Here is a 23778-nt window from a genome sequence, read left to right on the forward strand (position 1 = left end):
AGGATCCAGATGAAAAAGGTACTGGTATTGGCAGAAACGCGTGACGGTCAACTGCGCAACGTGTCCCTGGAAGCACTGGCCGCCGCGCAGGTGTTGGCAGAAGGCGGCGAAGTGGTGGCTGCCCTGTTCGGACCGGACAGCGGCGCGCATGCGGCGACACTGGGACATCACGGCGCCGGTACGGTCTACGTGGCGGATCACGCCGCGCTGGCCCAGTATACGCCGGACGCGTACGTCCAAGCGCTGAAACAGTTGATTGACCATGTCTCTCCTGACGCGGTGGTGCTGGGGCACACGGCGATCGGCCGTGACGTGGCGCCGCGTGTTGCCGCCCGTCTCGGGTACGGTCTGATCTCTGACGTGACGGCTCTGGAGCCCGGTCCGGTCTTTACGCGGCCGATCTATGCGGGCAAGGCTTTCCAAAAACGGAAGTTCAGCGACGGCATGATCATGATTACGATTCGGCCCAACAACATCCCGGCGGCTGCGGCCGACACCGGGAAAACGGCGACGGTGGTGCTGTTTGACGTGGAGATCAAGGATCTGCGCTCCATCGTCAAGGAAGTGGTTCGCAAAACGAGCGGAAAGGTGGATCTCTCCGAGGCCAAGATCATCGTCTCCGGCGGTCGCGGCGTGAAAAGCGCGGACGGCTTCAAACCGCTCTACGAACTGGCTGAGGTGCTTGGCGCCGCAGTAGGCGCGTCCCGCGGCGCGTGCGATGCCGATTACTGCGACTACTCCATGCAGATCGGCCAGACGGGGAAAGTGGTTACACCCGACCTGTATATCGCGTGCGGCATCTCTGGAGCAATCCAGCATCTGGCAGGTATGTCCAACTCCAAAGTGATCGTCGCCATCAACAAGGACCCGGAAGCCCCCATTTTCCAGGTGGCGGACTACGGCATCGTCGGCGATCTGTTTGAGGTGGTTCCCCTGCTCACGGCTGAATTCAAAAAAGTGCTCGTATAAGCGAGCGGTACGGAACGGCGCCCTGGACGGGGCGCCGTTTTTTGTACGGGAAGTCATGCGGCGGGCATCAGTCATCATGAAGCGCTCTCTGTCTGCGGTCGTTTTTTTGTCCGCCCCCGCTGTCGTATGCTTCTCCTGTCCGCTATAATAACTAGGAAAGGGAGAGTGGTCGGAATGAGTGAGGAACTGCTGCATCAGTTGATCCACATGGTGGCGGAAAACAACCGCATCGTCAAGGAATCGGTCGAGGAGCTCCGTGAGTTCAAACGTGAAATGTACGCGTTTCGCGACGACATGTACGCGTTTCGCGACGAAACCAACCGCCGCTTTGACCGCCTGGAACGGCATTATCAACTGCTAAAATCCGTTTTTTGACCTGCTGCACCGCAAAGTGTGCGACCACGAGCGGGAAATCAACCGCCTGAAGCACTTGGGACAATAGAGAGCGGCGATTTCGGACAGACTAACGGGGAAAGCGCGGCAAAGTGTCGTCCGTTGTAGTCATTTCCGGTGGAGAATGATATACTGTAGGGCGTATGGAACCTTTTGGCGTACCGTATAGAAAGGAGGTAACGATACCATGGCAATTGTGAATGCAACCGACCAGACCTTTTCCCAGGAAGTGGAGCAAGGCGGCACTGTCCTGGTTGATTTCTGGGCTCCGTGGTGCGGTCCCTGCAAAATGATCGCGCCGGTACTCGAGCAGATCGACAGTGAAGTAGGGACCAAACTGAAAATCGTAAAGGTAAACGTGGATGAGAATCCGGAATCTGCCGGCCGTTTCGGCGTAATGTCCATTCCGACCCTGATCGTGTTTAAGGACGGTCAACCGGTTGACAAGGTAATCGGTTTCCAACCGAAGGATGCGCTGATGGGCACGTTGAACAAACACCTGTAAGGAAAACGGATCTGCACCTGCCTGGCCGCTTGCGCCGGGCGGGGGCCGTCATCAGCATCTGCACTGCGCGGATGCTGATTTTTTTATGCCAGCGCAAACACTCGTGTTTCGCCGCAAAACGTGGTAACATGGGGACGGAACGTATATTCCCGCCCGCGCGGGAAGGGCCGTTGGTCCGGATATGAAGAAAGGAGGGGGCAGCCGTGAACAGCTCCTTGAAAGACAAGCTGGCCGTCCTGCCGGAGAAGCCGGGCTGCTACCTGATGAAAAACAAGGACGGAGACATCATCTACGTGGGCAAGGCCAAAGTGCTGAAAAACCGCGTCCGTTCCTACTTTGTAGGCAGTCACGACGGCAAGACGCAATTACTGGTCAGCGAAATTGCCGATTTTGAATACATCGTCGTTTCTTCGGGGATCGAAGCGCTGATTTTGGAGTGCAACCTGATCAAGCAGCACAATCCGCGCTACAATGTAATGCTGAAGGACGACAAAACCTATCCATACATCAAGGTTACCAATGAAAAACATCCGCGCCTGGAAATCACCCGCAAGGTGGTCAAGGACAAGGCGCGCTATTTTGGCCCCTACGCCAATGCGGGAGCGGCATCCGAGGTGAAAAAGCTGCTGGATCGCCTCTACCCGTTGCGGAAGTGCAAAACGCTGCCGAAGCAGGTGTGTCTGTACTACCACCTGGGGCAGTGTTTGGCCCCCTGTGTTCACGAGGTGCCTGCGGAAGAGAATCAGCGGCTGGTGGAAGAGATCTGCCGTTTTCTCGACGGCGGCCATGAGGCGGTCAAGCAGGAGCTGACGGAAAAGATGCTGCAGGCAGCGGAAAACATGGAGTTTGAACGCGCCAAGGAGCTTCGCGACCAAATCCGCAGCATCGAAGCCGTGATGGAAAAACAGAAGGTGACGTTTACCGACACGGTGGACCGGGACATCATCGGCTTTGCTGTCGACAAGGGCTGGATGTGCATCCAGATCTTTTACATGCGGCAGGGCAAGATGATCGAACGGGAGACGACGTCGTTCCCGTATTACGGCGACGAGACGGAGGATTTCATGTCCTACGTCACCCAGTTTTACTACGACAAGCAAAACGCGCTGCCCAAGGAGATTTTGCTGCCGGAACGAAGCGAACCGGAGTTGCTGGCGGGGTGGCTGGGCGTCAAGGTGTACGCGCCCAAGCGAGGGAAAAAGCGGGAACTGGTGCAGATGGCGTCCGAAAACGCGCGGATTGCCCTGCAGGAAAAATTTGCGCTGATGTCCAAGGACGATGCGCGGACGATCCAGGCGGTGCACAATCTGGGGCACATCCTTGGGATTGGTACGCCGCACCGCATCGAGGCATTTGACAACTCCAACATTCAGGGCACGACACCGGTGTCAGCGATGGTGGTCTTTACCGATGGCCGGCCGGACAAGAAAGAGTACCGCAAATTCAAGATCAAAAGCGTGGAGGGGCCGGACGACTACGGGGCGATGCGGGAAGTGATTCGCCGCCGCTACACCCGCCTGCTGAAGGAAAGCCAGCCGCTGCCCGATCTTATCGTCATCGACGGCGGCAAGGGGCAGATCAGCGCGGCGATGGACGTGCTGGAAAACGAGCTGGGGCTCTACATCCCCGTCTGCGGCCTGGCCAAGGACGAAAAGCACCGGACCGCGCAGTTGCTCTACGGCGATCCGCCGGAGCCGGTGGAGCTTCGCCGGGACAGCTACGAGTTTTACCTGCTGCAGCGAATTCAGGACGAGGTGCACCGCTTTGCCATCACATTTCACCGGCAGGCGCGCAGCAAGACGATGCTATCGTCACGGCTGGACGAGATTCCCGGTGTTGGCGAAAAGCGGCGCAAGCTGTTGTTCCAGCATTTTGGCTCGCTGAAAAAAATGCGTGAAGCGACCGTGGAAGACTTCCGGCAGATCGGCATCGGCGACAAGCTGGCCCGAGAGATCCTGCGCCACCTGCGACAACAGGCGGACGGGGATGCAAACGGAGCATCCGGCGAAACAGACAAAAAGGCTGACGCCTGACGGGAGCGGGCATCAGCCTTTTTTACGTGTGTCATCCAAGAGCCCGCGTCACGGCTTCCTCCGCGTGGATGCGTGTGGAGTCAAACAGCGGCACAAGCATATCCTCCGGTTTGATCAGCAGAGTGATTTCCGTGCAGCCGAGGATGACGCCCTCCGCTCCGCGGCGAACGAGGCCGTCCATTACCCGCAGGTACTCCTGCTTGGACTTTGGCAATACGTTTCCCAGGCACAACTCTTCAAAAATAATGCGGTTGACGATGGCGCGGTCAGGCTCGTCCGGCACCAGCACTTCTACTCCGTATCGGCGCATCCGTTCGCGATAGAAGGGAAATTCCATGGTGTAACGGGTGCCCAGCAGGCCAACGCGCCGAATTCCGCGCTGAACAATTCGCTCTGCCGTGGCGTCGACGATGTGCAGCAGGGGAATTGCCACCGCTTGTTCAATCGCCTCCGCGTTGTTGTGCATGGTGTTGGTGCAGAGCACGATGAAGTCGGCTCCCGCCCGTTCCAGCGCCTTTGCCGCATGTGCAAGCGCTGCACCGGCGTCGTCCCAGCGCCCCTCACGCTGAAATGCCTCGATCTGTGCAAAGTCGACGCTGTACATGATGCAGCAGGCGGAATGCAGGCCGCCCAGGCGCTCTTTGACGAGCTGGTTGATCAACCGATAGTATTCGAGCGACGATTCCCAACTCATTCCTCCAATCAGGCCGATCGTCTTCATTCGCATACCCCCAACATGAAAATCTATGAAATTGAGAAATAATATACAATTTTCGGCATCATCTGGCAATAAGGGCTAGGACAGAAGTTACGGCTCGTACAGGCACGGACTTTACCATGATGCTGCAAACTTTAATGAAATTTCTGATTGAACCGCCTTCGTACACGTGGTATAATCCCATACAAACAGCATAACAAGCCTCACTTCCCGTTAGGAGTGAGGTAGAGGCGCGAAAACCATGAGTACCTCCCTGAGATCGGGCATCTGTGACGGGTACGGGAAAGGGGAATTCGCCGAAGTACGGAGAAAGGCCCGCTTCCTCCGTGCTGGGTCTGCGTTGAATAAGCGCAGGACTGTCATCCGTGCAATTCCCGTTGCCGGATGGAGAGCTATCTCACGATGTCGGTTGAGAATGGAACAGGGGATGTTCTGTCATGCTCAACTGTTCACGTGGCCAAGGGAAGGAGGAACCGGTATGTCGAACTGGCAGGCAGTGACAGGTGTATCCTCGTCGCTGCCTTTTTTGCAAGAGTGAGAAATAATAATAGTGAAACGAAGATGGCCTGAGAAGATGGCCTGATGAAAGAAGAATCCAAAGAGATATGTGAACATGTTGAATAGGAAAAGGGAGAGAAGCCGCATGGGGTTGATCGTGCATAAATACGGAGGCACCTCCGTAGGTACCATTGAACGGATTATGAAAGTAGCGGACCGGATTATTCAATATAAGGAAGCTGGACACGACATGGTCGTCGTCGTGTCGGCAATGGGCAAGTCCACGGACGTGCTGGTGGATATGGCCAAACAGATTTCCCCCTACCCGTCGGAGCGGGAGATGGACATGCTGCTGGCGACTGGCGAGCAGGTGTCGATTGCGCTGTTGGCGATGGCGCTGCACCAAAAGGGGTATGACGCCATTTCCCTGACGGGCTGGCAGGCGGGAGTGACGACCGAGTCGATCCACGGCAAGGCCCGGATCACCCATATTGAGACGGAACGAATCCGAAGGGAACTGGCGCGCGGCCGGGTCGTCATCGTGGCTGGATTTCAGGGCGTCAGCGAAGCAGGCGAGATCACCACGCTGGGCCGCGGCGGTTCGGACACGTCCGCGGTGGCGCTGGCAGCCAGTCTCAACGCGGACAAATGCGAAATTTTCACAGATGTGGCCGGCGTCTACACTGCCGACCCGCGTGTGGTTCCGACGGCGAGCAAACTGGACAGCATCTCGTATGATGAAATGCTCGAACTGGCCAACCTGGGGGCGGGCGTGCTGCATCCGCGCTCGGTGGAGGCAGCCAAGACCCACAAGGTCCGGCTGGTCGTCCGCTCCAGCTTTACGACAGAAGAAGGCACGTACGTAGAGGAGGGTGCGCATATGGAAACAGGAAGAGTAGTTAGCGGCGTCGCCCACGACGAAGACGTCGCAAAGGTGACGGTTGTGGGGATGCCTGCACGCGTAGGCACGCTGTCCCGGCTGTTCAACACGCTGGCGGATCACCAGGTAAACGTGGATATCATCATCCAAAGCTCGTACGACGCGGCCGTGACCAACATTTCCTTCACGGTGGCAGGAAGCGACTTGAAAAAGACGCTCGATACGCTGAACGCCCACCGCGAGCAGCTCGGTTTTGAAAAAGTGGAATGCGAAGAGGGCTTGTCCAAGGTCTCGATTGTCGGAGCCGGCATGGTGAACAATCCGGGCGTGGCCGCCGAGATGTTCCGCGTGCTGGCCGAGCAGGAGATCACGATCAAAATGGTTTCCACGTCTGACATCAAGGTGTCCTGCGTCATCCCGGCGGAACACACCGAGCGGGCCGTGCGCTGCCTGCACACCGCATACGGCCTCGACGTGGCGGAAACAGCTGTCGTACACGGAGTATGACCCGCTGACAGCCCAATACGGAACACACATGCTGTCCCCCTTTTTTCGCCGCGGAAAAAGGGGGATTTTCTTCTGGTGGGATGTTTGCGGGAAATCGCGTGGCAGCGGCAGCGCGATGCCTCGCCTCCCCGCTCCTGCCCGGTCGGCTCACTTTCGTCCCGGCCAGACCTTACCAGTGAACGGTAATCAGGACGCTGCCCGTCTCCTCCGTCTCCATCCGGGTTTTCATCTCCCGCTGCTTCCAACGGCCGACAGCACCGGCGATGATCCCGCACTCCAGAGAGAGGGAACGGTTGATGCGTTCGGGCGACATGTAGCGATAGATGGTATGGGTCAGCCGATAACGAATCTGCCGCTCCCCGTCTTCCAACAGGTCCAGTTTGCCCAGCCCCAGACGGATAAAGGGAAACACCAGACCGTTGGCGGAGCGGATGGGAATCTGCCGCCCCATTTCCTTTCCCAGCCAGTGGAGAATGGGCGGTTCGCTTTCGCCCAAAAGCGAGCGGGTGAGGTGCTCGCGCAGTAAGTGATAGCCCAGATAGGGCATGTGGATGCGCTCAATATCTGCGATGATGCGGGAAGGCAGCAAGGCTTCCAGTTGATCCGGTTCTTTCACGTCACGACCCTCCTTCCCGGCTGCAGGCCGCGCGAGGCTTGTCCCCTGTCGGACCCTCCTGCGGCCGCCAGGTCTATTACAGCCGGTTTGCTCTACCTGTTTGGTAACAGATTATGAGAGAGCGGCCGAATCTATGACAGATTCATAGAAAAATCGGACGATTAATACGTGTAATCCAACAATGGAATTAGTCTATTCACTGTCTTGACGCTCTCTGTAGACAGGAGTACAATTGGTTGTGGTTCAACGTTTTGCCCAACTTTTTTCCGTTTTCCGACACAATTTGTCTGGCTGTGTAGCAGGGTGGCAGGCAGCTGCCGTCATGTCTAACCGGCTGGGCAATGGGTTAGGATAGTGGGGAAAAGATTAACCAAAGAACGCTACTTACGATTGAAAGGGGGACCATTGTATGGCAAAAGGCCATAGCTTTCTGAACCACAAGCTGCATTCTCTTTTCGGTTTGTTCCCAATCGGGCTGTTCCTCTTGTTCCACTTGACAGCGAACTATCAGGCAACCCGGGGACCGGAAGCTTTCAACCAGGTAGTAGGAATGATTGAAAACGTTCCATTCCTGCTCGCCGTGGAATTCATCTTCATCTACATTCCCATCCTGTTCCATGCTGTGTACGGGATCTACATTGCCTTCCAGGCGAAACACAATGTGGGCAGCTTCGGACATTTCCGCAACCACATGTTCCTCTGGCAGCGCCTTACGGGAATCATCACACTCATCTTTGTCGCTTGGCACGTGTACGAAACGCGCATTCAAAAAGCGCTGGGTGCCGAAGTGAACTTTGACATGATGACCAACATTCTCAGCAGTCCGATGATGGTTGTCTTCTACACGATCGGGATTCTCAGCACCGTGTTTCACTTTTCCAACGGGCTCTGGTCGTTCCTCGTACACTGGGGCATCACCGTCGGTCCACGTTCCCAGCGTTTCGCCACTTATCTGACCATGGGCATTTTTGTAATCGTTTCGCTCATTGGCTTGCGGGCGATGTCTGCATTCATTCTGTAGGGATTGGGGGACTCATTCATGGCAAAAGGTAAACTGATCATTGTCGGCGGCGGCCTTGCCGGATTAATGGCTACGATCAAAGCAGCAGAAAAGGGCGTTCCCGTACAGTTGTTCTCCCTGGTTCCGGTAAAGCGTTCTCACTCCGTCTGTGCCCAGGGTGGTATCAACGGTGCGGTGAACACCAAAGGGGAAGGCGACTCCACCTGGGAGCACTTCGACGATACCATTTACGGCGGCGACTTCCTGGCCAACCAACCGCCTGTTAAAGCAATGTGTGACGCCGCACCGGGCATCATCTACATGCTCGACCGGATGGGTGTCATGTTCAACCGTACACCGGAAGGTCTGCTGGACTTCCGCCGTTTCGGGGGGACCAAGCATCACCGTACCGCGTTTGCCGGTGCAACGACCGGACAGCAGCTCCTCTACGCGCTGGACGAGCAAGTGCGCCGCTTTGAAACGGAAGGTCTCGTGACCAAGTACGAATACTGGGATTTCCTCGGGGTTGTTCTGGACGATGCCGGCACCTGTCGTGGGATCACGGCGCAAAACCTGCGTACCGGCGAGATTCAATCCTTCCGTGCCGACGCCGTCATCCTGGCAACCGGGGGACCTGGCATCATCTTCGGCAAATCGACCAACTCGATCATCAACACCGGTACGGCGGCATCTGCGGCGTACCAGCAGGGCGTCATTTACGCGAACGGCGAAATGATTCAGATTCACCCGACCGCCATCCCGGGCGACGACAAGCTGCGCCTGATGTCCGAGTCGGCCCGCGGTGAAGGCGGACGCGTCTGGACTTACAAGGACGGCAAACCGTGGTACTTCCTCGAAGAAAAGTACCCGGCCTACGGCAACCTGGTGCCGCGCGACATCGCCACCCGCGAAATCTTCCACGTCTGCGTGGATCTGAAGCTGGGCATCAACGGCGAAAACATGGTGTATCTCGACCTGTCCCACAAAGATCCGAAAGAACTGGACGTCAAACTTGGCGGTATTATCGAGATCTACGAGAAGTTCGTGGGCGATGACCCGCGCAAGGTACCGATGAAAATCTTCCCGGCCGTGCACTACTCGATGGGCGGCATGTGGGTAGACTACAACCAAATGACCAACATCCCGGGTCTGTTCGCTGCGGGTGAGTGCGACTACTCCCAGCACGGTGCGAACCGCCTCGGTGCCAACTCCCTGCTCTCCGCGATCTACGGCGGCATGGTGGCAGGTCCGAAGGCAATCGAATACATGAACGGTCTGGAACAGTCCTGCGACGTTCTTCCCTCCACGCTGTACGACAGCTACACGAAGAAAGAGCAGGAGAAATACGACAACATCCTCAAGATGGACGGCACCGAAAACGCGTACCTCCTGCACAAGGAACTGGGCGAGTGGATGACCGACAACGTGACCGTCGTGCGCTACAACGACCGCCTGAGAAAGACGGACGAAAAAATTCAGGAACTGATGGAGCGCTACAAACGGATCAACATCAATGACACGAGCAAATGGAGCAACTCCGGCGCAACCTTCACTCGTCACCTGTGGAACATGCTGGTGCTTGCCCGCGTTATCACGATCAGCGCACTGATGCGCGACGAAAGCCGCGGCGCTCACTACAAACCGGAGTTCCCGGAACGCGACGACGAGAAGTTCCTGAAAACGACGATGGCCAAATTCAATCCGGAGACCACCGCACCGGAGATCTACTACGAAGACGTGGATATTTCGCTGATTCCGCCGCGTAAGCGCGACTACACGTCCGACAAGAAGAAGTAAGAGGGGAGGGAACTGATCATGGCCGAAAAGTTTGTCCACTTGATTATCACTCGTCAAGACAGCCCTGACAGCACTCCGTACAAGGAAGAATTCAAGATTCCGTACCGTCCGAACATGAACGTGATTTCGGCGTTGATGGAAATACAGCGCAATCCGGTGAACGCGCAAGGTCAAAAAACGACACCGGTCAACTGGGAATCCAACTGTCTGGAAGAGGTGTGCGGCGCGTGCTCCATGGTGATTAACGGCAGACCGCGCCAGGCGTGTTCCGCTCTGATCGACAAGCTGGAGCAGCCGATCCGTCTGGAACCGATGAGCACCTTCCCGGTACAGCGCGACCTGTCCGTAGACCGCAGCCGCATGTTCGACGCGCTGAAACGCGTCAAGGCATGGATTCCGATCGACGGTACCCACGACCTGGGACCGGGTCCGCGCATGCCGGAAGTGGAACGTCAATGGGCGTACGAACTGTCCAAGTGCATGACCTGCGGTGTCTGCCTGGAAGCGTGCCCGAACGTCAACCAAAAATCGGCGTTTATCGGTCCGTTTGCCATCTCCCAGGTGCGTCTGTTCAACCAGCATCCTACTGGTGCGATGCACAAACATGAGCGTCTGGAAGCGCTGATGGAAGACGGCGGCATCGCCGACTGCGGAAACTCGCAAAACTGCGTGCAGGCTTGTCCGAAAGGCATTCCGCTGACGACTTCCATCGCTCACATGAACAAAGAGACGACCAAACACGCGCTGAAGAAATTCTTCTTCTCCTGATTTTTTCAGGGGATGACAGACAACAGGCGTGCAAACCGTTACTGTGGTTTGCACGCCTGTTTGCATGTCGGTATCTGCCTGGAATCATGTTCGAGCCGTTTTCCCGAGTGAGCGCCGTGCGATGGTTACGCGGCTTTCTGTTCGGCTGCCTTTTGCTCCCGTGGAGACAGCTTGATCTTGCCGAGGAACATGGCGAGCACGGCGCCTGCCAGGATAAAGACAAGTCCGACGAGATACACCTCATGGAGCGAGGCGACCATGTCCGTCTTGAGGATTGGCAGCAGAAACTGCCGAATGTTCTCCGGAATGGCGGCCAGCGCCTCCGGGCTCAGCAGCATGGAGTATAGGCCCTGCGGGTTCGTCTGAATCATATTGGAGAACTGCTCCGCCATGCCGTGAGCCTCCTGCGGCAGTTTTTCCAGACGCGGCATGAGGTCGTGCGTCAGCAGGGCGGTCGAGCGATGGTTCATGACCGCTCCCAAAACGGTCATGCCAAACGTTCCGCCGATTTGTCGGAAAAACTGGCTGGAGGATGTGACGACCCCCCGCTGCGATTTGGGGAAGGCTTCCTGCAGCGCGATGGTAATCAGCGGCATCACCAGCCCGATTCCCAATCCCAGCACGATCATGTATGCCATGGCTTCCCATTGGGAAGTGGTTACGACCATCGTGGACAAGAGCCAGAAGCTCACAGCCATCGTGATCATCCCGACCAGCATTTGCGTGCGGACGCCGATTTTTTTCACGATCCGGCCCCCGATGATACTGGTCAGCATCATGGCCAGCATCATCGGCACCATGATGGTCCCGGACTCGGACGGGCTGATGCCGACGATGCCCTGCATGAATAACGGCACGAACATGATGGCGCCAAACATCCCGACCGACATGAGAAACCCGATGCCGTTCAACAGCGAAAAGGTTTTGTTGCGAAACAGATGCAGCGGCAAAATCGGCTCAGCTGTTTTCGACTCCACGATCACGAACGCGATCAGAAACGCGGCTGAGAGAGCAAACAGCGAGAGAATCTGCCACGACGCCCAGGGGAAGTCTTTTCCGCCAAACGTCAGAGCGAGAAGCAGGCTGACGACGCCGCCGGTCATGGTAAACATGCCCCAGATGTCAATGTTGACCGGTCCGTTCAGCCGCTGCGATTTAAGTGCCGATGCAATCAGGATCACGGCGAGAATGCCGACAGGCAGATTGATGTAAAAGACCCATCGCCAGTTCAACGAGTCGACGATCCAGCCGCCAACCTGCGGCCCCAGAATGGAGGAGAGGCCGAAGACTGCGCCAAAGACCCCCTGCCATTTGGCCCGCTGCTCGCCGGTAAACAAATCGCCGACGATGATCATCGCCATCGGCATCATGATGCCGCCGCCGATGCCCTGGATCGCGCGGAAGATGATGAGCTGGTTCATCGACTGGGCAGCTCCGCAGAGGACAGAACCGACCATGAATAGAATCAAACCGGTCACATAGATCACTTTTCGGCCGATCAAGTCCGCCAATTTGCCGGTGATCGGCACGACAGCGGTGGACGTCAGCATGTAGGCTGTAGTCAGCCAGGTCATGACCCCCAAGCCGCCCAGTTCGCCGACGATGCGCGGCATGGCGGTTCCCACAATCGTATTGTCCAGCGACGCAAAGAACATCGCCACTAACAGTCCGACAATGAGAAGTCCGCGTTTTTCCTGTTGTTCTTGCTGTTCTTGCATATGATGTCACTCCTTCTCATGTGTTGCGATACGGGCCAGCTTCTCGAAAAGCTGGACGAGCGCCTCCAGCTCATCCGGACTCAGATGGCGCAGATAGCGTTCAATGACCGCTTTTCGCTTTTGTTTGGCCTGCTTCAAGATGGTTGCACCTTGTTCGGTCAAGCGGATGGTCACGACACGCCGGTCGTGCTCGTGCCGATCTCGCTGGACGTAACCGTGTTTCAGCAGCCGGTCTACCATTGCTGTGATCGCACTCGGTTTGACGCACATGGCGTCCGCCAAGTCGCTCACGGAATCCGGCCCCTTTTTGGCGAGCATATTTAGGATGTAAAACTGCGGACCGGTCATATCCGTTGACGATTCCGCCAGTTCCTGTCCTATTTTTCTCATCGTCGTGGTAAAGGCGATCTGAAGCCGCTCAGTCGCTTGATCCAAGTCCAGTTGATCCATGTCACTCACCTTCCATTATCAACGACACTTCAATTTCTATCGTTAAAATTTATCGTGTCTAATATTTAACGTATTTAAATATATAGCGCGCCAACGCATTTGTCAATCTGTTCGCCCATCCGATTTCTGGGAATACGAATCTCCCTTCAAAGGAAAACTGAAAGAAATGGATGTTTTTTTGGGGGGCAGACGATGAAAAAACGGATCTTGTGCATCGGGATGGCACTATCCCTGCTTCCGGCGCAGATGGCGGACATGTGGACGGCAGAGGCCAATCAACGCGGGCAGGATGCCGCTTTTGCCAAACAAGTGCTTCAGGATCTTCGCGATGCCCACTGGCAGGCGAAGGCGGCTGCGTCTGAACCGGAGCGCAGCGGAATTACTGCTTCCGGCGCAGACGAGTGGAATGCGGCAGAGCACGTGCTAAAGGGCGAAATGGTGGCGCAGCCCCCTGCCTCCGGACTGGAGATGATTGAGGCGCCGAAAGCGTGGCAGGAAGCCGGCGTCAAAGGGGAAGGCATGCTGGTGGCGGTGATCGACACCGGTATCAACAGCAGGCACCCCGATCTGCCTGCGCCGCGCGACAAGCGGCTTGCCCAGCAAAAGTCCGGTTCGACGCAAAAAGTGATCCCCGGCTACAACTGGGCAGACCGCAACCAGACGACCGAGGACGTGGGCGAATCGCAGCACGGCGTGCACGTCGCCGGGATTGTGGCGGCCAACGGGAAGCTGAAGGGCGTGGCGCCTGAAGCTCAACTGCTGAGCCAGAAAGTGTTCAGCAATTACCAAGGGGAAGTGCCGGGATTGAGCGAATCGATCCTGTTTGCGATCAACGATTCGATTGCGAAAAAAGCGGATGTGATCAACCTGAGCCTCGGCTCAGCGGCCGGATATGTGGACGAGACCAACACGGAGCAGTATGCCATCAAGCGGGCGGTGGACAACGGTGTGATTGTGGTGGCGGCAGCGGGCAACGACGCTTACTTTGGCAGCGACAAGGTAAAAGCGCAAAATCCCGATGTCTCCATGATCGGCTCTCCCGGTCTGGCACCGGACGCTTTTTCCGTCGCGTCGGTCAATGCGACCGCCCTGGCCGGCTACAGCTTTGCCGTACAGGGGGTTGACGGGCTGGAGCGGGTGGTCTACCTGCACGGCCACGCCAGCAGCGGCAGCGTGATGAATCCTGTCCAGTCCTTGTTCAAACCGTATCCGCTGATCTATATGGGCAAGGGGAAAAAGGAAGATTACAACGTCTCCGTCAAGGGAAAAGTGGTGCTCCTGGAGCGGGGTGACATCCCGTTTGACGAGAAGCTGCGGTTGGCCAAGGAAGCGGGAGCGGCAGGCGTAATCATCTACAACAACCAGTCGGGGCCGCTGATCATCAGCGCGGAGAATGCCAAACAGATTCCCGCCGTCTCCATTTTGAAACAGACGGGCGAGCGGCTGGCCCAGGCGCTGAAAAAGGGCAAAAAGGTTACGGTCACCTTTGACGGCCAGTATGCGCAAAATCCAATGCCGTATCCGGATGGGGGCACCATCTCTGCCTTTTCCTCCTGGGGGCCGACGCCCGATTTGCAGTTCAAACCGGAAATCGCCGCACCGGGCGGAGGGATCTTGTCGATAGTGCGGGAGTCAGACTACGCGGTCAAAAGCGGCACGTCAATGGCAACGCCGCACGTCGCGGGAGGGATGGCGCTCATCAAGCAGGCGTATCTGAAGCAAGGGCGCAACCTGCAAGGGCGGGCACTGGTGGAGACGCTAAAGGCGGCCGCAATGAATACGGCCAATCCCGTCCTCGACCCGCGGGAGACTGCTGCCGCTTCTGAGGGCAGCCGGCCGGGAAAACTGCCGTACAGCCCGCGCGTCCAGGGTGCGGGGCTCATGCAGATCGCCAAGGCGATCAAGACGCCGGCGATTGTCACCGATGCCAAAGGAAAGGCAGGTGTCTCGCTCGGGGAAATCGGCAACCGCACGACGTTTTCCCTCTTCGTGGACAACAAATTCGGGAAAAAACCGCTCACCTACAAAATCAAGGACGAGTTCGGCGTGCTGACCGACCTGCGTCAAAACGGGTTGAACCTGCTGACGGAAACCCCGCTGAAAGGGGCACGGCTGCAATTCTCCAGCCAGCAGGTGACCGTTCGGCCGGGTGAGCGTGCGGAGGTCAAGGTAACGCTGCACATTCCGGCGGAGACGGAGCGCAACATTTTTGCCGAAGGTTATATCGCCTTTGAGCCGGTGAATGGCGATGAGCCCGTGCTGCGCGTGCCGTACTACGGCTTTTACGGCGATTGGGACGAGCCGCGGGTGATGGACGCCCCCATGTGGGAGGAGGAAAGCCAGGAAAACCGGACCGGCGTGAAGACTACCTGGTATCACGACAAGGAAAACGACAAGTGGAAATACCGTGACTACCTGGGAGTCGTCGGGGTGAGTGAAGACGGGACAGTGCAGGTGGACCCGGCGAAGATTGCGTTCTCTCCCAACGGCGACGGTCACTACGACACGGCCGCTCCGTCGATCACCTTTTTGCGCAACGCGAAGCAGGTCATGGTGGACGTGACGGACCGCACGGGCAAATTGATTCGCTCCCTGGCTCGCGACGAAAAGGTGAGGAAGTACGATCAGTCCAAACGGGGCATTCCCTATTACTACACCGAGCGGGAGGAGTGGAGCTGGGACGGCAGGGGGTACTCCCCGGAAAAAGGCACGTACGAGCCGGTGCCAGACGGCGTCTACCAGTTTGTCATCCGTGCCAAAATCGACGGGCCAAACGCCAACTGGCAGACGTTGACCCTGCCGGTCCGGGTGGACACCAAAGCACCCGTCGTCACCGCGTCGCTGTCGGGCAACCGCGTCCAATGGAGCTGCAAGGACAAGGATGTGCAGGGCTATCTCTTGTACGTAGGCGGAAAGAAGACGGGCGGACCGTACTCGGCCAACGTCACGAGCGCGGTGGTCAGCCAGCCGGACAAAAAGGTCTCGCTGGTCGCCTACGATTACGCCGGCAATGTCAGCATCGTCCACCTCAACGGAAAGAGCGACGTCGTTCCGCCGTACGTGCAATTCCCCAACGACCTGTTCCGCTACGTGCTGATTTCCCGTCAGCCGGAAGTGGCGATCAGCGGACGGATCAGCGGGGAAGACATGCTGGACCGCGTGCGCCTCTTGATCAATAACAAACCGGTGCAGGTGGAGGTGGACGGAGCGTTTCAGACCGTCCTGCGCCTGCCGGAGGGGTTGAACTACGTCTCGTACAGCGCCAGCGACATGTACGGCAACACCCGGCAGTTCACGCAGCGGGTCATTGTGGACACGACGCCGCCGGTCCTGCAGTTAGCAAACGACGGCTCCGAAGACATTCTCTACGATGGGGCCACCAAGCGCATGCTCGTCCCGATCCGCTTCCATTACCGCGACCAGACGTACAAGGGGCAGGTCAGCGTCAACGGGCAGATCGTCGGCAGTTGGGAAGAAGACCAGTTGGAAAAGCCGGTCTGGAAGCAATTCACGCACACGCTGTCCCTTAAGCACGGGGAAAACCGCATCCTGTTGGAAGGCAAGGACGGGGCCGGCAACCAATCCTCGCTGGTGGTTTACGCGTACGTCGATGCCCATGCCGGTTCACTGGTGCTGCACCACGGGGAGCAGCGGCTCACCTACACGGCCAGAGCGCTGCCAGCTCCGACGCTGAAACTGGAACAGAACAGCCTGGAGGCCCGCGTCGGGTCATCGGTTCCCGTCTCCGGAAAGGTGACGGCTGCGGGCGTCGCGCGGCTGCAGATCGTCTACGGCGATCGCCGGCTGCCGGCGGATGTAAACGACCGGGGCGAGTTTCGCGTACTGCTGGACGGCGTCCGGGAAGGCAAGCAGAAACTGTTGGTGATCGCCACCGACGCACTGGGACGGGAGGTCCACGGCGAGATCATCGTCATCGGGAAAGGCGGATAAAGGATGTCCGGGTGACATCCTTTTTTCGCTGAAAGGGCACCGTTTTTACGCCCATGTCGGCAGCATGGGGATTGCCGCGACAGCGTTTTACGGGTCAGGAGGGGATTTCTGTGTTTTTCCACGGCATCAAGTGGGAATATGTACGGGAAGCGTATCCGCTGCTCTCGCCGCGCCGCAGCGTTTCGCGCAAGCGGGGTGATCAGCTCGCCGACCGGCTTCATCTGCTGCAGCAGTTCGGCCTCGAACCGGTCCACCTGCTGGAGGAGGGAGCGGACTATCCGCCGGAGCGATGCGTCCGGGAGTGTTTCTGCTTTGGGGATACGGTGTTTGCCTTTGAACGGCTGGAGGGGCCGCTGTGGCAGCTCAGCCGTCACGAGGTGGGAGTGGAGGTGCTGGATTTGCGTACATGCGTGCGGATCTACACCAAGCGGGCGGATGCGGCTGCCGAAATCAGGGGGCTTTTTCCAGATGTTCCTGTAATCCAGGACTAAAGTATTAGGATTTTTTATGCAAATCTCTTGTAACTGTCATATTTCGACATTATAATGGGCACAAACAGGAAGATTTTGACCGGGAAAGGAATGGAACCATCATGAACGTCCATTACCTCAATCCGTTTCTGGAGTCGGCCTCCATGGTCATTCAACAGTTTTGCAACGTGACCGTCACGCGGGGAGAGCTGGCTGTGACTGAGTGGGACTGCCGAGACGACCATACCTGGATTCGCATCGGCATGACCGGTCATCTGGAAGGTGACGTCCTGTTCGGCCTGCACAATGATCTCGCACTGCGAATTGTCTCGGCCATGATGGGCGGTTTTCCCGTCAGTGAACTGGACGAGCTGGGAAAAAGCGCGATTTCCGAACTGGGCAACATGATCTCCGGCAACGCCAGTACGATTCTGTACAGCCAGGGCGTCGAAATTGACATCACGCCGCCGCAGTTGATACAGCACAGTGACATGCTGACAGTGAGCGGCCCGGCGCTGTCGGCTCCTCTGGATCTGAGTGACATGGGGCGCATGGAGATACAGGTCATCGTGGTGAAATAGGCAGAAGGCGTGCGGCAGGAGGCGGCACGCCATTTTTACGGCGCTCGGGCAGGCGCTCTTCAGCAGCAGCAGGAATTGCAAGAAAACAGAAAATACTCTTTATTGTCTGGTTGAATTCTGTCAAATCGTGTATTGTTGGTAGTAGGAAGGAGGGCTGATTCGCTTGACCTACGTCAAGCAGCTGATCGCGATGTTTCTGCTCGTGGTCGTCGTCTGCAGTGCGCCGTTCATGCTGTACGCCGACGAGGACGAGGTGCATGTAGAGCCGGAAAGAATGGTCATTCTCACGGTGTACTTGCTGGAGCAGATCGCCGACGGTTCACTCGGCACGTACTGGGTGGGGAATACGGAGCGAAGCATCGCCCAGGACATCGGGCCGTTTGCGCTGAGCTCGTTTCGACTGCTGTTTTTCAGCGTCCTGATCGCGGTCACCGCCAGTCTATTGTTTGGATTGTTTCTGCAGCGGTTCGGCGTCGTGCGCCAGCTGCAGCGGGTGCTGGACGTCATCACCACCGTGCCCGACTTCATCCTGATCTTGCTGGCAATTCTGGGCTGCATCCAGTTTTACAAGGCGACCGGCATCCAAATCATCTCGCTCTCGCCTTTCAACGACTCGACCAACAACTGGCTTCCCCTGACCATCCTGTCCATCGGGCCTACCATTTTCCTGATGAAGGGGGTCAGCCTGAAGTACGCCCAGATCGGAGGCGAAGACTACATCCGCACGGTGTTGGCCAAAGGCATGGGCATCTGGCACATTCTCATTCACCACGTCTACAAGAACGTCAAACCGTTTCTTTTGGCCGATCTGAAAAAGACGATCGCGATCACGGTAACCAACCTGTTTGTCGTGGAATACCTGCTGAACGTCGTCGGTTTGACCCGGTTCATTTTCAGCAAAAATGCCGACCTGCAGTTCAACGCGGCCGTCATGGGACTGATGGGCATCATATTGCTCTCCATTCTCGTCTATGTGCTGATCCGGGCCATCCTGTACCTGTTTGAGCGGGTGTTCGTCTACAAATGAACGATTAGATCCACTTGAGTGAGGTTTTGTCATGCAGTTACGTCGAACCAACTGGTCATTGCGGATCGGTGCAATCCTGGTGGCATTTCTCGTGGTGCTGGGTTTCATAGGGCCGTACATCGCTCCGTATGAACTGAATTTTCAGGAAGTGTTTCGCAGCGAGACGGTGAACGGCAAATCAGTATACCTCTCCCCGCCGATTCCACCGTCCGCAGAGCACTGGCTGGGGACGGACAACTGGGGCTACGACCTGCTGACATTGCTGCTCCACGGGGCGCCGTACACGATTTTCGTCACGCTGGCCGTCGCGCTGCTCCGGGTGCTGCTCGGCACGCTGGTTGGCTTGTACATCGGCATTCAGGACAAGCCGCAGCGCTGGTGGCTGTCAGTGGAAAACGCCTGGAGCTACATTCCGCTGTTCATCCCGGTCTACTTTTTCCTCCGCGGGGTCAGCATTAATTCGGAGCTGTCCGTCTCCACCTTGGTCGCGCTGTTTATCGGCGCAGCGTCCGTCTTGGGCGTGCCCAGTGTCGCTTCGTCCATACGGCAGAAGACGGAGCAGATCAAAGAGACGCAGTTTGTGCTGGCGGCTGTTTCCATGGGAGCGGGTCGGGGGCAGATCATGTTTCGCCACGTCCTGCCGCACATCAAGGAACAGGTGGTCGTCATCATGGCGACGGAGACGGTGGCCGTGATGACGCTGATGGGGCTGATGGGCATGTTCAACCTGTTCATCGGCGGCACGAAAATGTCGTACGATCCGGTCCTCTACCAATCCATCACGCATGAGTGGGCCGGCTTGCTCGGCTCCTATCGCACCTTTGTCTACAGCAAAAACGCCTGGCTTTTCCTCATCCCGCTGATCTGCTTCGTGTTTGCCGTCGGGTCGTTTTCCCTGCTCGCCAAGGGGCTGCGCGATCACTTCCAGGAGACGTACAAGCGCACATCGTATATCTGAGCAGCATGTGGGCGCGATTAACTGGTTTATCTGTAAGGAAAATTCTCTTCGCTGCAACCTCTGGAACCCATCGCCCATTTTCTGAATAGGATGTAAGACAAAAGCCTAAAATCCCTGTAATTCCGGCACCACCACCCACCCCCCTACATAGGATAAGGTGACTCTGTAATCCCTCAACCTTGTTCCTGTAGAGCCCACAAGGAGGGGTGGCACGATTGAAGGGTAGCGATCAAACCAAGCCGTTGTTGACAAATCGAGAAAGAGAAGTATTTGAACTCTTGGTCCAGGATAAGACGACGAAAGAGATTGCCGGACAACTCTTCATCAGCGAAAAGACCGTACGCAATCACATCAGCAATGTCATGCAGAAATTAGGTGTCAAAGGTCGATCTCAAGCAGTAGTCGAACTCGTTCGACTTGGTGAGTTAGAGATTTGAACCCAGTCCACCCGGCCTCCCTTTTCTTCCCTTGCGAATGGAAGGGAGGATTTTTTTTTTGGAATGGAACGCTTTGGCCTTTTGAACGCTTTGTGGTAGACTTCATCTACAAGGTGCTCCTTTCTGTCGCACGCGATCGAGCCGTGATCTGGCGGCAAACGAAACGAGCACGTTCATTCTGGATCACAAGGAAGATGACTGTGGAGCGTATGGCAGCAATATACGACGATTTTGTGATCGTAGAACATCCCGTTACCATCGAACAAGCCCTGAAACAGATCAGCGGAGCGCGTCTCCTGGTCGTGCGCCGCCGCGGGGAAATCGTAGGCGTGTGCGACGCGCACGGACTGCTACGGCAGCTGGAGAAGGGAACCGCGGAGCTGACCTATAGCGAGCCCTTTGCCGTGGTGGACGAAGAGGCGCTGTTTCAGCAGCGGCCCGATCAGGCGTCCTACTGGCTTGTCCAAAACGACCGGGGAGAGATTGCGGGCTGGCTTGATGCGGTGACAATGGAAAACATCCTGATGAAACGAAAGCTGTCTCAGGATGTGACGGAATTGACGAAAGACCTGGAAGCGATTGTGGATTCCATCTACGATGAAATCCTGGTCGTGGACGCGACGGGAACGATCCTGCGCGTGTCCAATCGCAGCGCGAACAATTTATGGGGGGTAAACCTGTCCACGGTGGTGGGCAAGAACATCCTCGACCTGGAGGAAAAAGGCTGGTTCAAGCCGTCCGTCACGCGCAAGGTGTTGGAGGAGAAGCGCAAAATTTCCATCGTGCAGCAAAATCGCTTCGGACGCAAAATTCTGGCGGTCGGCAATCCGATTTTCAACAAGAAACGGCAGTTGGAGAGAATTGTCATCGCGTCGCGGGACATTACCGAAGTGAGCGAGTTGAAAAGCGAACTGCAGCGCGCCAAGAGCCTGACGCAAAAATACAAGGAAGAAATCGATGAACTGCGAAATCACCAGGTTGTCGCCGTAAACGAGGTGATATACCGGTCGGAGGCGATGGCTCAGGTGATGGAACAGGTGAAGCGGATCGCGCTGGTGGAATCGACCGTGATCCTGTACGGTGAATCGGGTGTCGGGAAAGAGCTGATCGCCAACGCCATTCACAACAGCAGCGCCAGACGGGAGAAGCCGTTTGTCAAAATCAACTGCGGGGCCATTCCGGAAAATCTCCTGGAGAGCGAATTGTTCGGGTATGAAAAGGGAGCCTTTTCCGGTGCCAGCCTGCAGGGGAAAAAGGGATTGTTTGAGCTGGCGCACGAAGGCACCCTGTTTTTGGATGAGATCGCCGAAATGCCGATCAACTTGCAGGTGAAACTGCTGCGTGCTCTGCAGGAGAGAGAAATCCTGAAGGTGGGCGGCACCCGTCCGATTCCTGTCGATGTGAGGATTATCGCCGCCACCAACAAAAACCTGGAGGAGATGGTGCAGCGCGGGCAGTTCCGGGAAGACCTGTACTACCGCCTGCACGTGATTCCCCTGTACATCCCGGCACTGCGGGAGCGGATCGAGGATGTGGAACCGCTCGTCTATGCGTTTCTGGAGAAATTCAACAAAAAGTTTTCAACCCGCAAGTTTTTTTCCGAGGACGCCATCGAGATGTTGAACGCGTACCACTGGCCGGGTAACGTAAGGCAACTGCAAAACGTGATCGAGCGGGCGATGGTGATCTCTCCCGGAAACCTGATTACCGCAAATGAACTGACGAGCATTTTGAGCCGTCGTGGGGAGAAGGACCAGTCTCCCGTCCAGGTCAACCGCATTATTCCGCTGAAGGAAGCGGTGGAGCTGACGGAATCGCAGCTCATCCAGTTGGCCCTGGCCAAGTACAAGACGATTACGAAGGTGGCCGAAGTGTTGGAAGTGAGCCAGCCCACGCTCAGCAGGCGATTTCAGAAAATCAGCCGAAACAGAAAGCAGGAGACAAAACCTTAGCCCGGTATCACCGGCTAAGGTTTTTTGTCTTGCAAGCAGGATCGGGAACACCGGCAGCATTGAATAACGGTCATTCATTTTTGAATAACTGTCAGGAATACACAGTTTCATCTGCCCTACTCTCTGCGTGTTTTCAGGTTGGCACGCTCCTTGCAAAAGGAAAATCGTGACCGAAACGAACTTCCGAGGAGGGTTTACGATGAAGACCACCACTCGTACCTTTGTCAAGCTGAACACGGCCATCCCTGGTCCGAAAGCGCAGGAAATCCTGGAAAAACGGGACAAGCACGTGACGCGCGGCCTATCCCATACGGTGTTTTCGTTCGCTGATCGGGCGGAAGGTGCGCTGATCACGGATGTTGACGGCAATACCTTCATTGATTTTGCGGGGGCGATCGGGACGTTGAACGCCGGCCACTGTCCCCCCACCGTTGTGGCTGCGCTCAAGGAGCAGTTGGACCGGTTCATTCACACGGGCTTTAATGTGTTTATGTACGAATCGTATGTCCAGTTGGCCGAGAAGCTGAACCAGATCACCCCGGGTACGCATGAAAAGAAAACGATGTTTTTGAACAGCGGGGCGGAAGCGGTGGAAAACGCCGTGAAGATCGCCCGGAAGTACACCGGCCGCAAAGCGATCATCTCTTTTGAACGGGGTTTCCACGGCCGCACGCTGCTGGGCATGTCGCTCACCAGCAAGGTAAAACCGTACAAGTACGGCTTCGGTCCGTTTGCCCCCGACACCTACAAGATAAGCTATCCGTACTACTACCGCGCCGACGGGTTGACTCCCGACGAACTGGACCGACAGCTTCTGCAGCGGCTGGAGACCTTCTTTTTGACCGAAGTGCCTGCCGAAGACGTGGCTGCGATTATCATGGAGCCGGTGCAGGGGGAAGGGGGATTCGTGGTTCCCTCCAAAACCTTCGTCCAAGGGGTAAAGCGCATCTGCGAAGCGCACGGGATTCTGTTCATCGCCGACGAGGTGCAAACCGGCTTCGGCCGTACCGGAAAGATGTTTGCCATGGAGCATTTTGACGTCGTGCCGGATCTGATGACGATGTCGAAGTCGATCGCTGCCGGGATTCCGATCAGCGCCGTGACCGGCCGGGCGGAAATCATGGACGCCCCCAACCCCGGCGAGGTGGGAGGCACCTACGCCGGCAGCCCGCTTGGTTGCGTGGCGGCCTTGAAAGTGATTGAGATGTTTGAACAAGAAAACATTCCGGAACGGGCAAACGCGATCGGGGAACGCATCATGTCGCGCTTCCGCAGCCTGCAGCAGAAGTATCCGGTGATCGGCGACGTGCGCGGTCTGGGAGCGATGTGTGCGGTGGAACTGGTCAAGGATCCGGTCACCAAGGAGCCGGACAAGGACCTGACTGGCCGGATCGTGCAGGAGTGCATTCAGCGCGGGCTGGTACTGTTAAGCGCAGGTCTGTACGGCAATGTTCTGCGTTTTCTCTCGCCGCTGGTGATTACGGATGAGCAGTTGGATGAAGGTCTTGACATCATTGAAGAAGTCCTGGGGGAACTCGTCACGCCGTAAG

The 23778-nt window shown here is 56.9% G+C and carries 20 protein-coding genes and 1 riboswitch; of the genes, 16 read left to right on the plus strand and 4 right to left on the minus strand.

Annotated elements, in window-relative coordinates; all coding sequences use genetic code 11:
* Positions 1-9 precede the first annotated feature (9 nt).
* The 4 genes from IRT44_RS11015 to uvrC all read left to right on the plus strand — a co-directional run bounded on the left by IRT44_RS11015 (position 10) and on the right by uvrC (position 3900).
* On the plus strand, positions 10-969 hold the full coding sequence (locus IRT44_RS11015; protein ID WP_230076659.1) for an electron transfer flavoprotein subunit alpha/FixB family protein: 960 nt from the start codon (positions 10-12) through the stop codon (positions 967-969).
* A 174-nt stretch (positions 970-1143) separates the two neighbouring features.
* Positions 1144-1344: a hypothetical protein gene (locus IRT44_RS11020; RefSeq protein ID WP_230076660.1), complete on the plus strand. Its 201-nt coding sequence runs from the start codon at positions 1144-1146 to the stop codon at positions 1342-1344.
* A 205-nt stretch (positions 1345-1549) separates the two neighbouring features.
* Positions 1550-1867, plus strand: a complete 318-nt coding sequence (gene trxA / locus IRT44_RS11025) for a thioredoxin (protein WP_171566432.1) — start codon at positions 1550-1552, stop codon at positions 1865-1867.
* Between the two features lie 203 nt (positions 1868-2070).
* The gene (gene uvrC, locus IRT44_RS11030) at positions 2071-3900 is read left to right on the plus strand and encodes an excinuclease ABC subunit UvrC (protein ID WP_171566431.1); all 1830 of its coding nucleotides are present in this window, start codon (positions 2071-2073) and stop codon (positions 3898-3900) included.
* 31 nt (positions 3901-3931) lie between these two features.
* Here uvrC and IRT44_RS11035 read toward each other — a convergent pair whose 3' ends face one another.
* The gene (locus IRT44_RS11035) at positions 3932-4621 is read right to left on the minus strand and encodes an aspartate/glutamate racemase family protein (RefSeq protein WP_230076661.1); all 690 of its coding nucleotides are present in this window, start codon (positions 4619-4621) and stop codon (positions 3932-3934) included.
* Between the two features lie 214 nt (positions 4622-4835).
* Positions 4836-5021: riboswitch (Lysine riboswitch) on the plus strand.
* A 240-nt stretch (positions 5022-5261) separates the two neighbouring features.
* On the opposite strand from IRT44_RS11035, the gene IRT44_RS11040 reads away from it, so the two are divergent.
* Positions 5262-6503 carry an aspartate kinase gene (locus IRT44_RS11040; protein ID WP_171566429.1) on the plus strand — a complete coding sequence of 414 codons (1242 nt, stop codon included), beginning with the start codon at positions 5262-5264 and terminating at the stop codon, positions 6501-6503.
* A 169-nt stretch (positions 6504-6672) separates the two neighbouring features.
* On the opposite strand, the gene IRT44_RS11045 is transcribed toward IRT44_RS11040, so the two are convergent.
* A complete protein-coding gene (locus IRT44_RS11045; protein WP_171566428.1) occupies positions 6673-7119 on the minus strand; it encodes a DUF2507 domain-containing protein in 447 nt (148 codons plus the stop codon).
* A 409-nt stretch (positions 7120-7528) separates the two neighbouring features.
* Between IRT44_RS11045 and IRT44_RS11050 the strand changes: the two genes are divergently transcribed.
* The 3 genes from IRT44_RS11050 to sdhB are packed head-to-tail and all read left to right on the plus strand — an operon-like array spanning position 7529 to position 10684.
* Complete coding sequence (locus IRT44_RS11050; protein ID WP_230076662.1) at positions 7529-8140, plus strand: succinate dehydrogenase cytochrome b558 subunit; 612 nt, start codon at positions 7529-7531, stop codon at positions 8138-8140.
* Between the two features lie 18 nt (positions 8141-8158).
* Entirely contained in the window at positions 8159-9916 is a 1758-nt protein-coding gene (sdhA, locus tag IRT44_RS11055) for a succinate dehydrogenase flavoprotein subunit (protein WP_171566426.1), read from the plus strand.
* An 18-nt stretch (positions 9917-9934) separates the two neighbouring features.
* Positions 9935-10684 (plus strand): succinate dehydrogenase iron-sulfur subunit, encoded by a 750-nt coding sequence (sdhB, locus tag IRT44_RS11060; RefSeq protein WP_171566425.1) that lies wholly within the window; start codon positions 9935-9937, stop codon positions 10682-10684.
* Positions 10685-10809: 125 nt separating this feature from the next.
* Here sdhB and IRT44_RS11065 read toward each other — a convergent pair whose 3' ends face one another.
* Together IRT44_RS11065 and IRT44_RS11070 are read right to left on the minus strand one after the other, a co-directional pair.
* On the minus strand, positions 10810-12402 hold the full coding sequence (locus tag IRT44_RS11065; RefSeq protein WP_171566424.1) for an MDR family MFS transporter: 1593 nt from the start codon (positions 12400-12402) through the stop codon (positions 10810-10812).
* A gap of 6 nt (positions 12403-12408) precedes the next feature.
* The gene (locus IRT44_RS11070) at positions 12409-12852 is read right to left on the minus strand and encodes a MarR family winged helix-turn-helix transcriptional regulator (RefSeq protein ID WP_171566423.1); all 444 of its coding nucleotides are present in this window, start codon (positions 12850-12852) and stop codon (positions 12409-12411) included.
* 192 nt (positions 12853-13044) lie between these two features.
* Here IRT44_RS11070 and IRT44_RS19395 point away from each other — a divergent pair, with 192 nt between their 5' ends.
* The 8 genes from IRT44_RS19395 (at position 13045) to gabT (ending at position 23777) form a co-directional block, all read left to right on the plus strand.
* On the plus strand, positions 13045-16803 hold the full coding sequence (locus IRT44_RS19395; RefSeq protein WP_326838912.1) for a S8 family serine peptidase: 3759 nt from the start codon (positions 13045-13047) through the stop codon (positions 16801-16803).
* Between the two features lie 110 nt (positions 16804-16913).
* The gene (locus tag IRT44_RS11085) at positions 16914-17294 is read left to right on the plus strand and encodes a hypothetical protein (RefSeq protein ID WP_171566421.1); all 381 of its coding nucleotides are present in this window, start codon (positions 16914-16916) and stop codon (positions 17292-17294) included.
* A 101-nt stretch (positions 17295-17395) separates the two neighbouring features.
* Positions 17396-17854, plus strand: coding sequence for a chemotaxis protein CheX (locus tag IRT44_RS11090; protein ID WP_171566420.1), 459 nt, complete (start codon positions 17396-17398; stop codon positions 17852-17854).
* Positions 17855-18017: 163 nt separating this feature from the next.
* Entirely contained in the window at positions 18018-18881 is an 864-nt protein-coding gene (locus tag IRT44_RS11095; RefSeq protein WP_230076663.1) for an ABC transporter permease subunit, read from the plus strand.
* A gap of 31 nt (positions 18882-18912) precedes the next feature.
* The gene (locus IRT44_RS11100; RefSeq protein WP_171566419.1) at positions 18913-19839 is read left to right on the plus strand and encodes an ABC transporter permease; all 927 of its coding nucleotides are present in this window, start codon (positions 18913-18915) and stop codon (positions 19837-19839) included.
* Between the two features lie 215 nt (positions 19840-20054).
* Positions 20055-20276 (plus strand): helix-turn-helix domain-containing protein, encoded by a 222-nt coding sequence (locus IRT44_RS11105; protein ID WP_003387736.1) that lies wholly within the window; start codon positions 20055-20057, stop codon positions 20274-20276.
* Between the two features lie 209 nt (positions 20277-20485).
* Complete coding sequence (locus IRT44_RS11110; RefSeq protein ID WP_230077878.1) at positions 20486-22228, plus strand: sigma-54 interaction domain-containing protein; 1743 nt, start codon at positions 20486-20488, stop codon at positions 22226-22228.
* A gap of 199 nt (positions 22229-22427) precedes the next feature.
* Complete coding sequence (gene gabT, locus IRT44_RS11115; protein ID WP_171566417.1) at positions 22428-23777, plus strand: 4-aminobutyrate--2-oxoglutarate transaminase; 1350 nt, start codon at positions 22428-22430, stop codon at positions 23775-23777.
* Position 23778 lies beyond the last annotated feature (1 nt).

It is taken from the genome of Brevibacillus sedimenti (assembly GCF_020923495.1).
In the GTDB taxonomy this organism is placed as follows: Bacteria; Bacillota; Bacilli; order Brevibacillales; family Brevibacillaceae; genus Brevibacillus; species Brevibacillus aydinogluensis.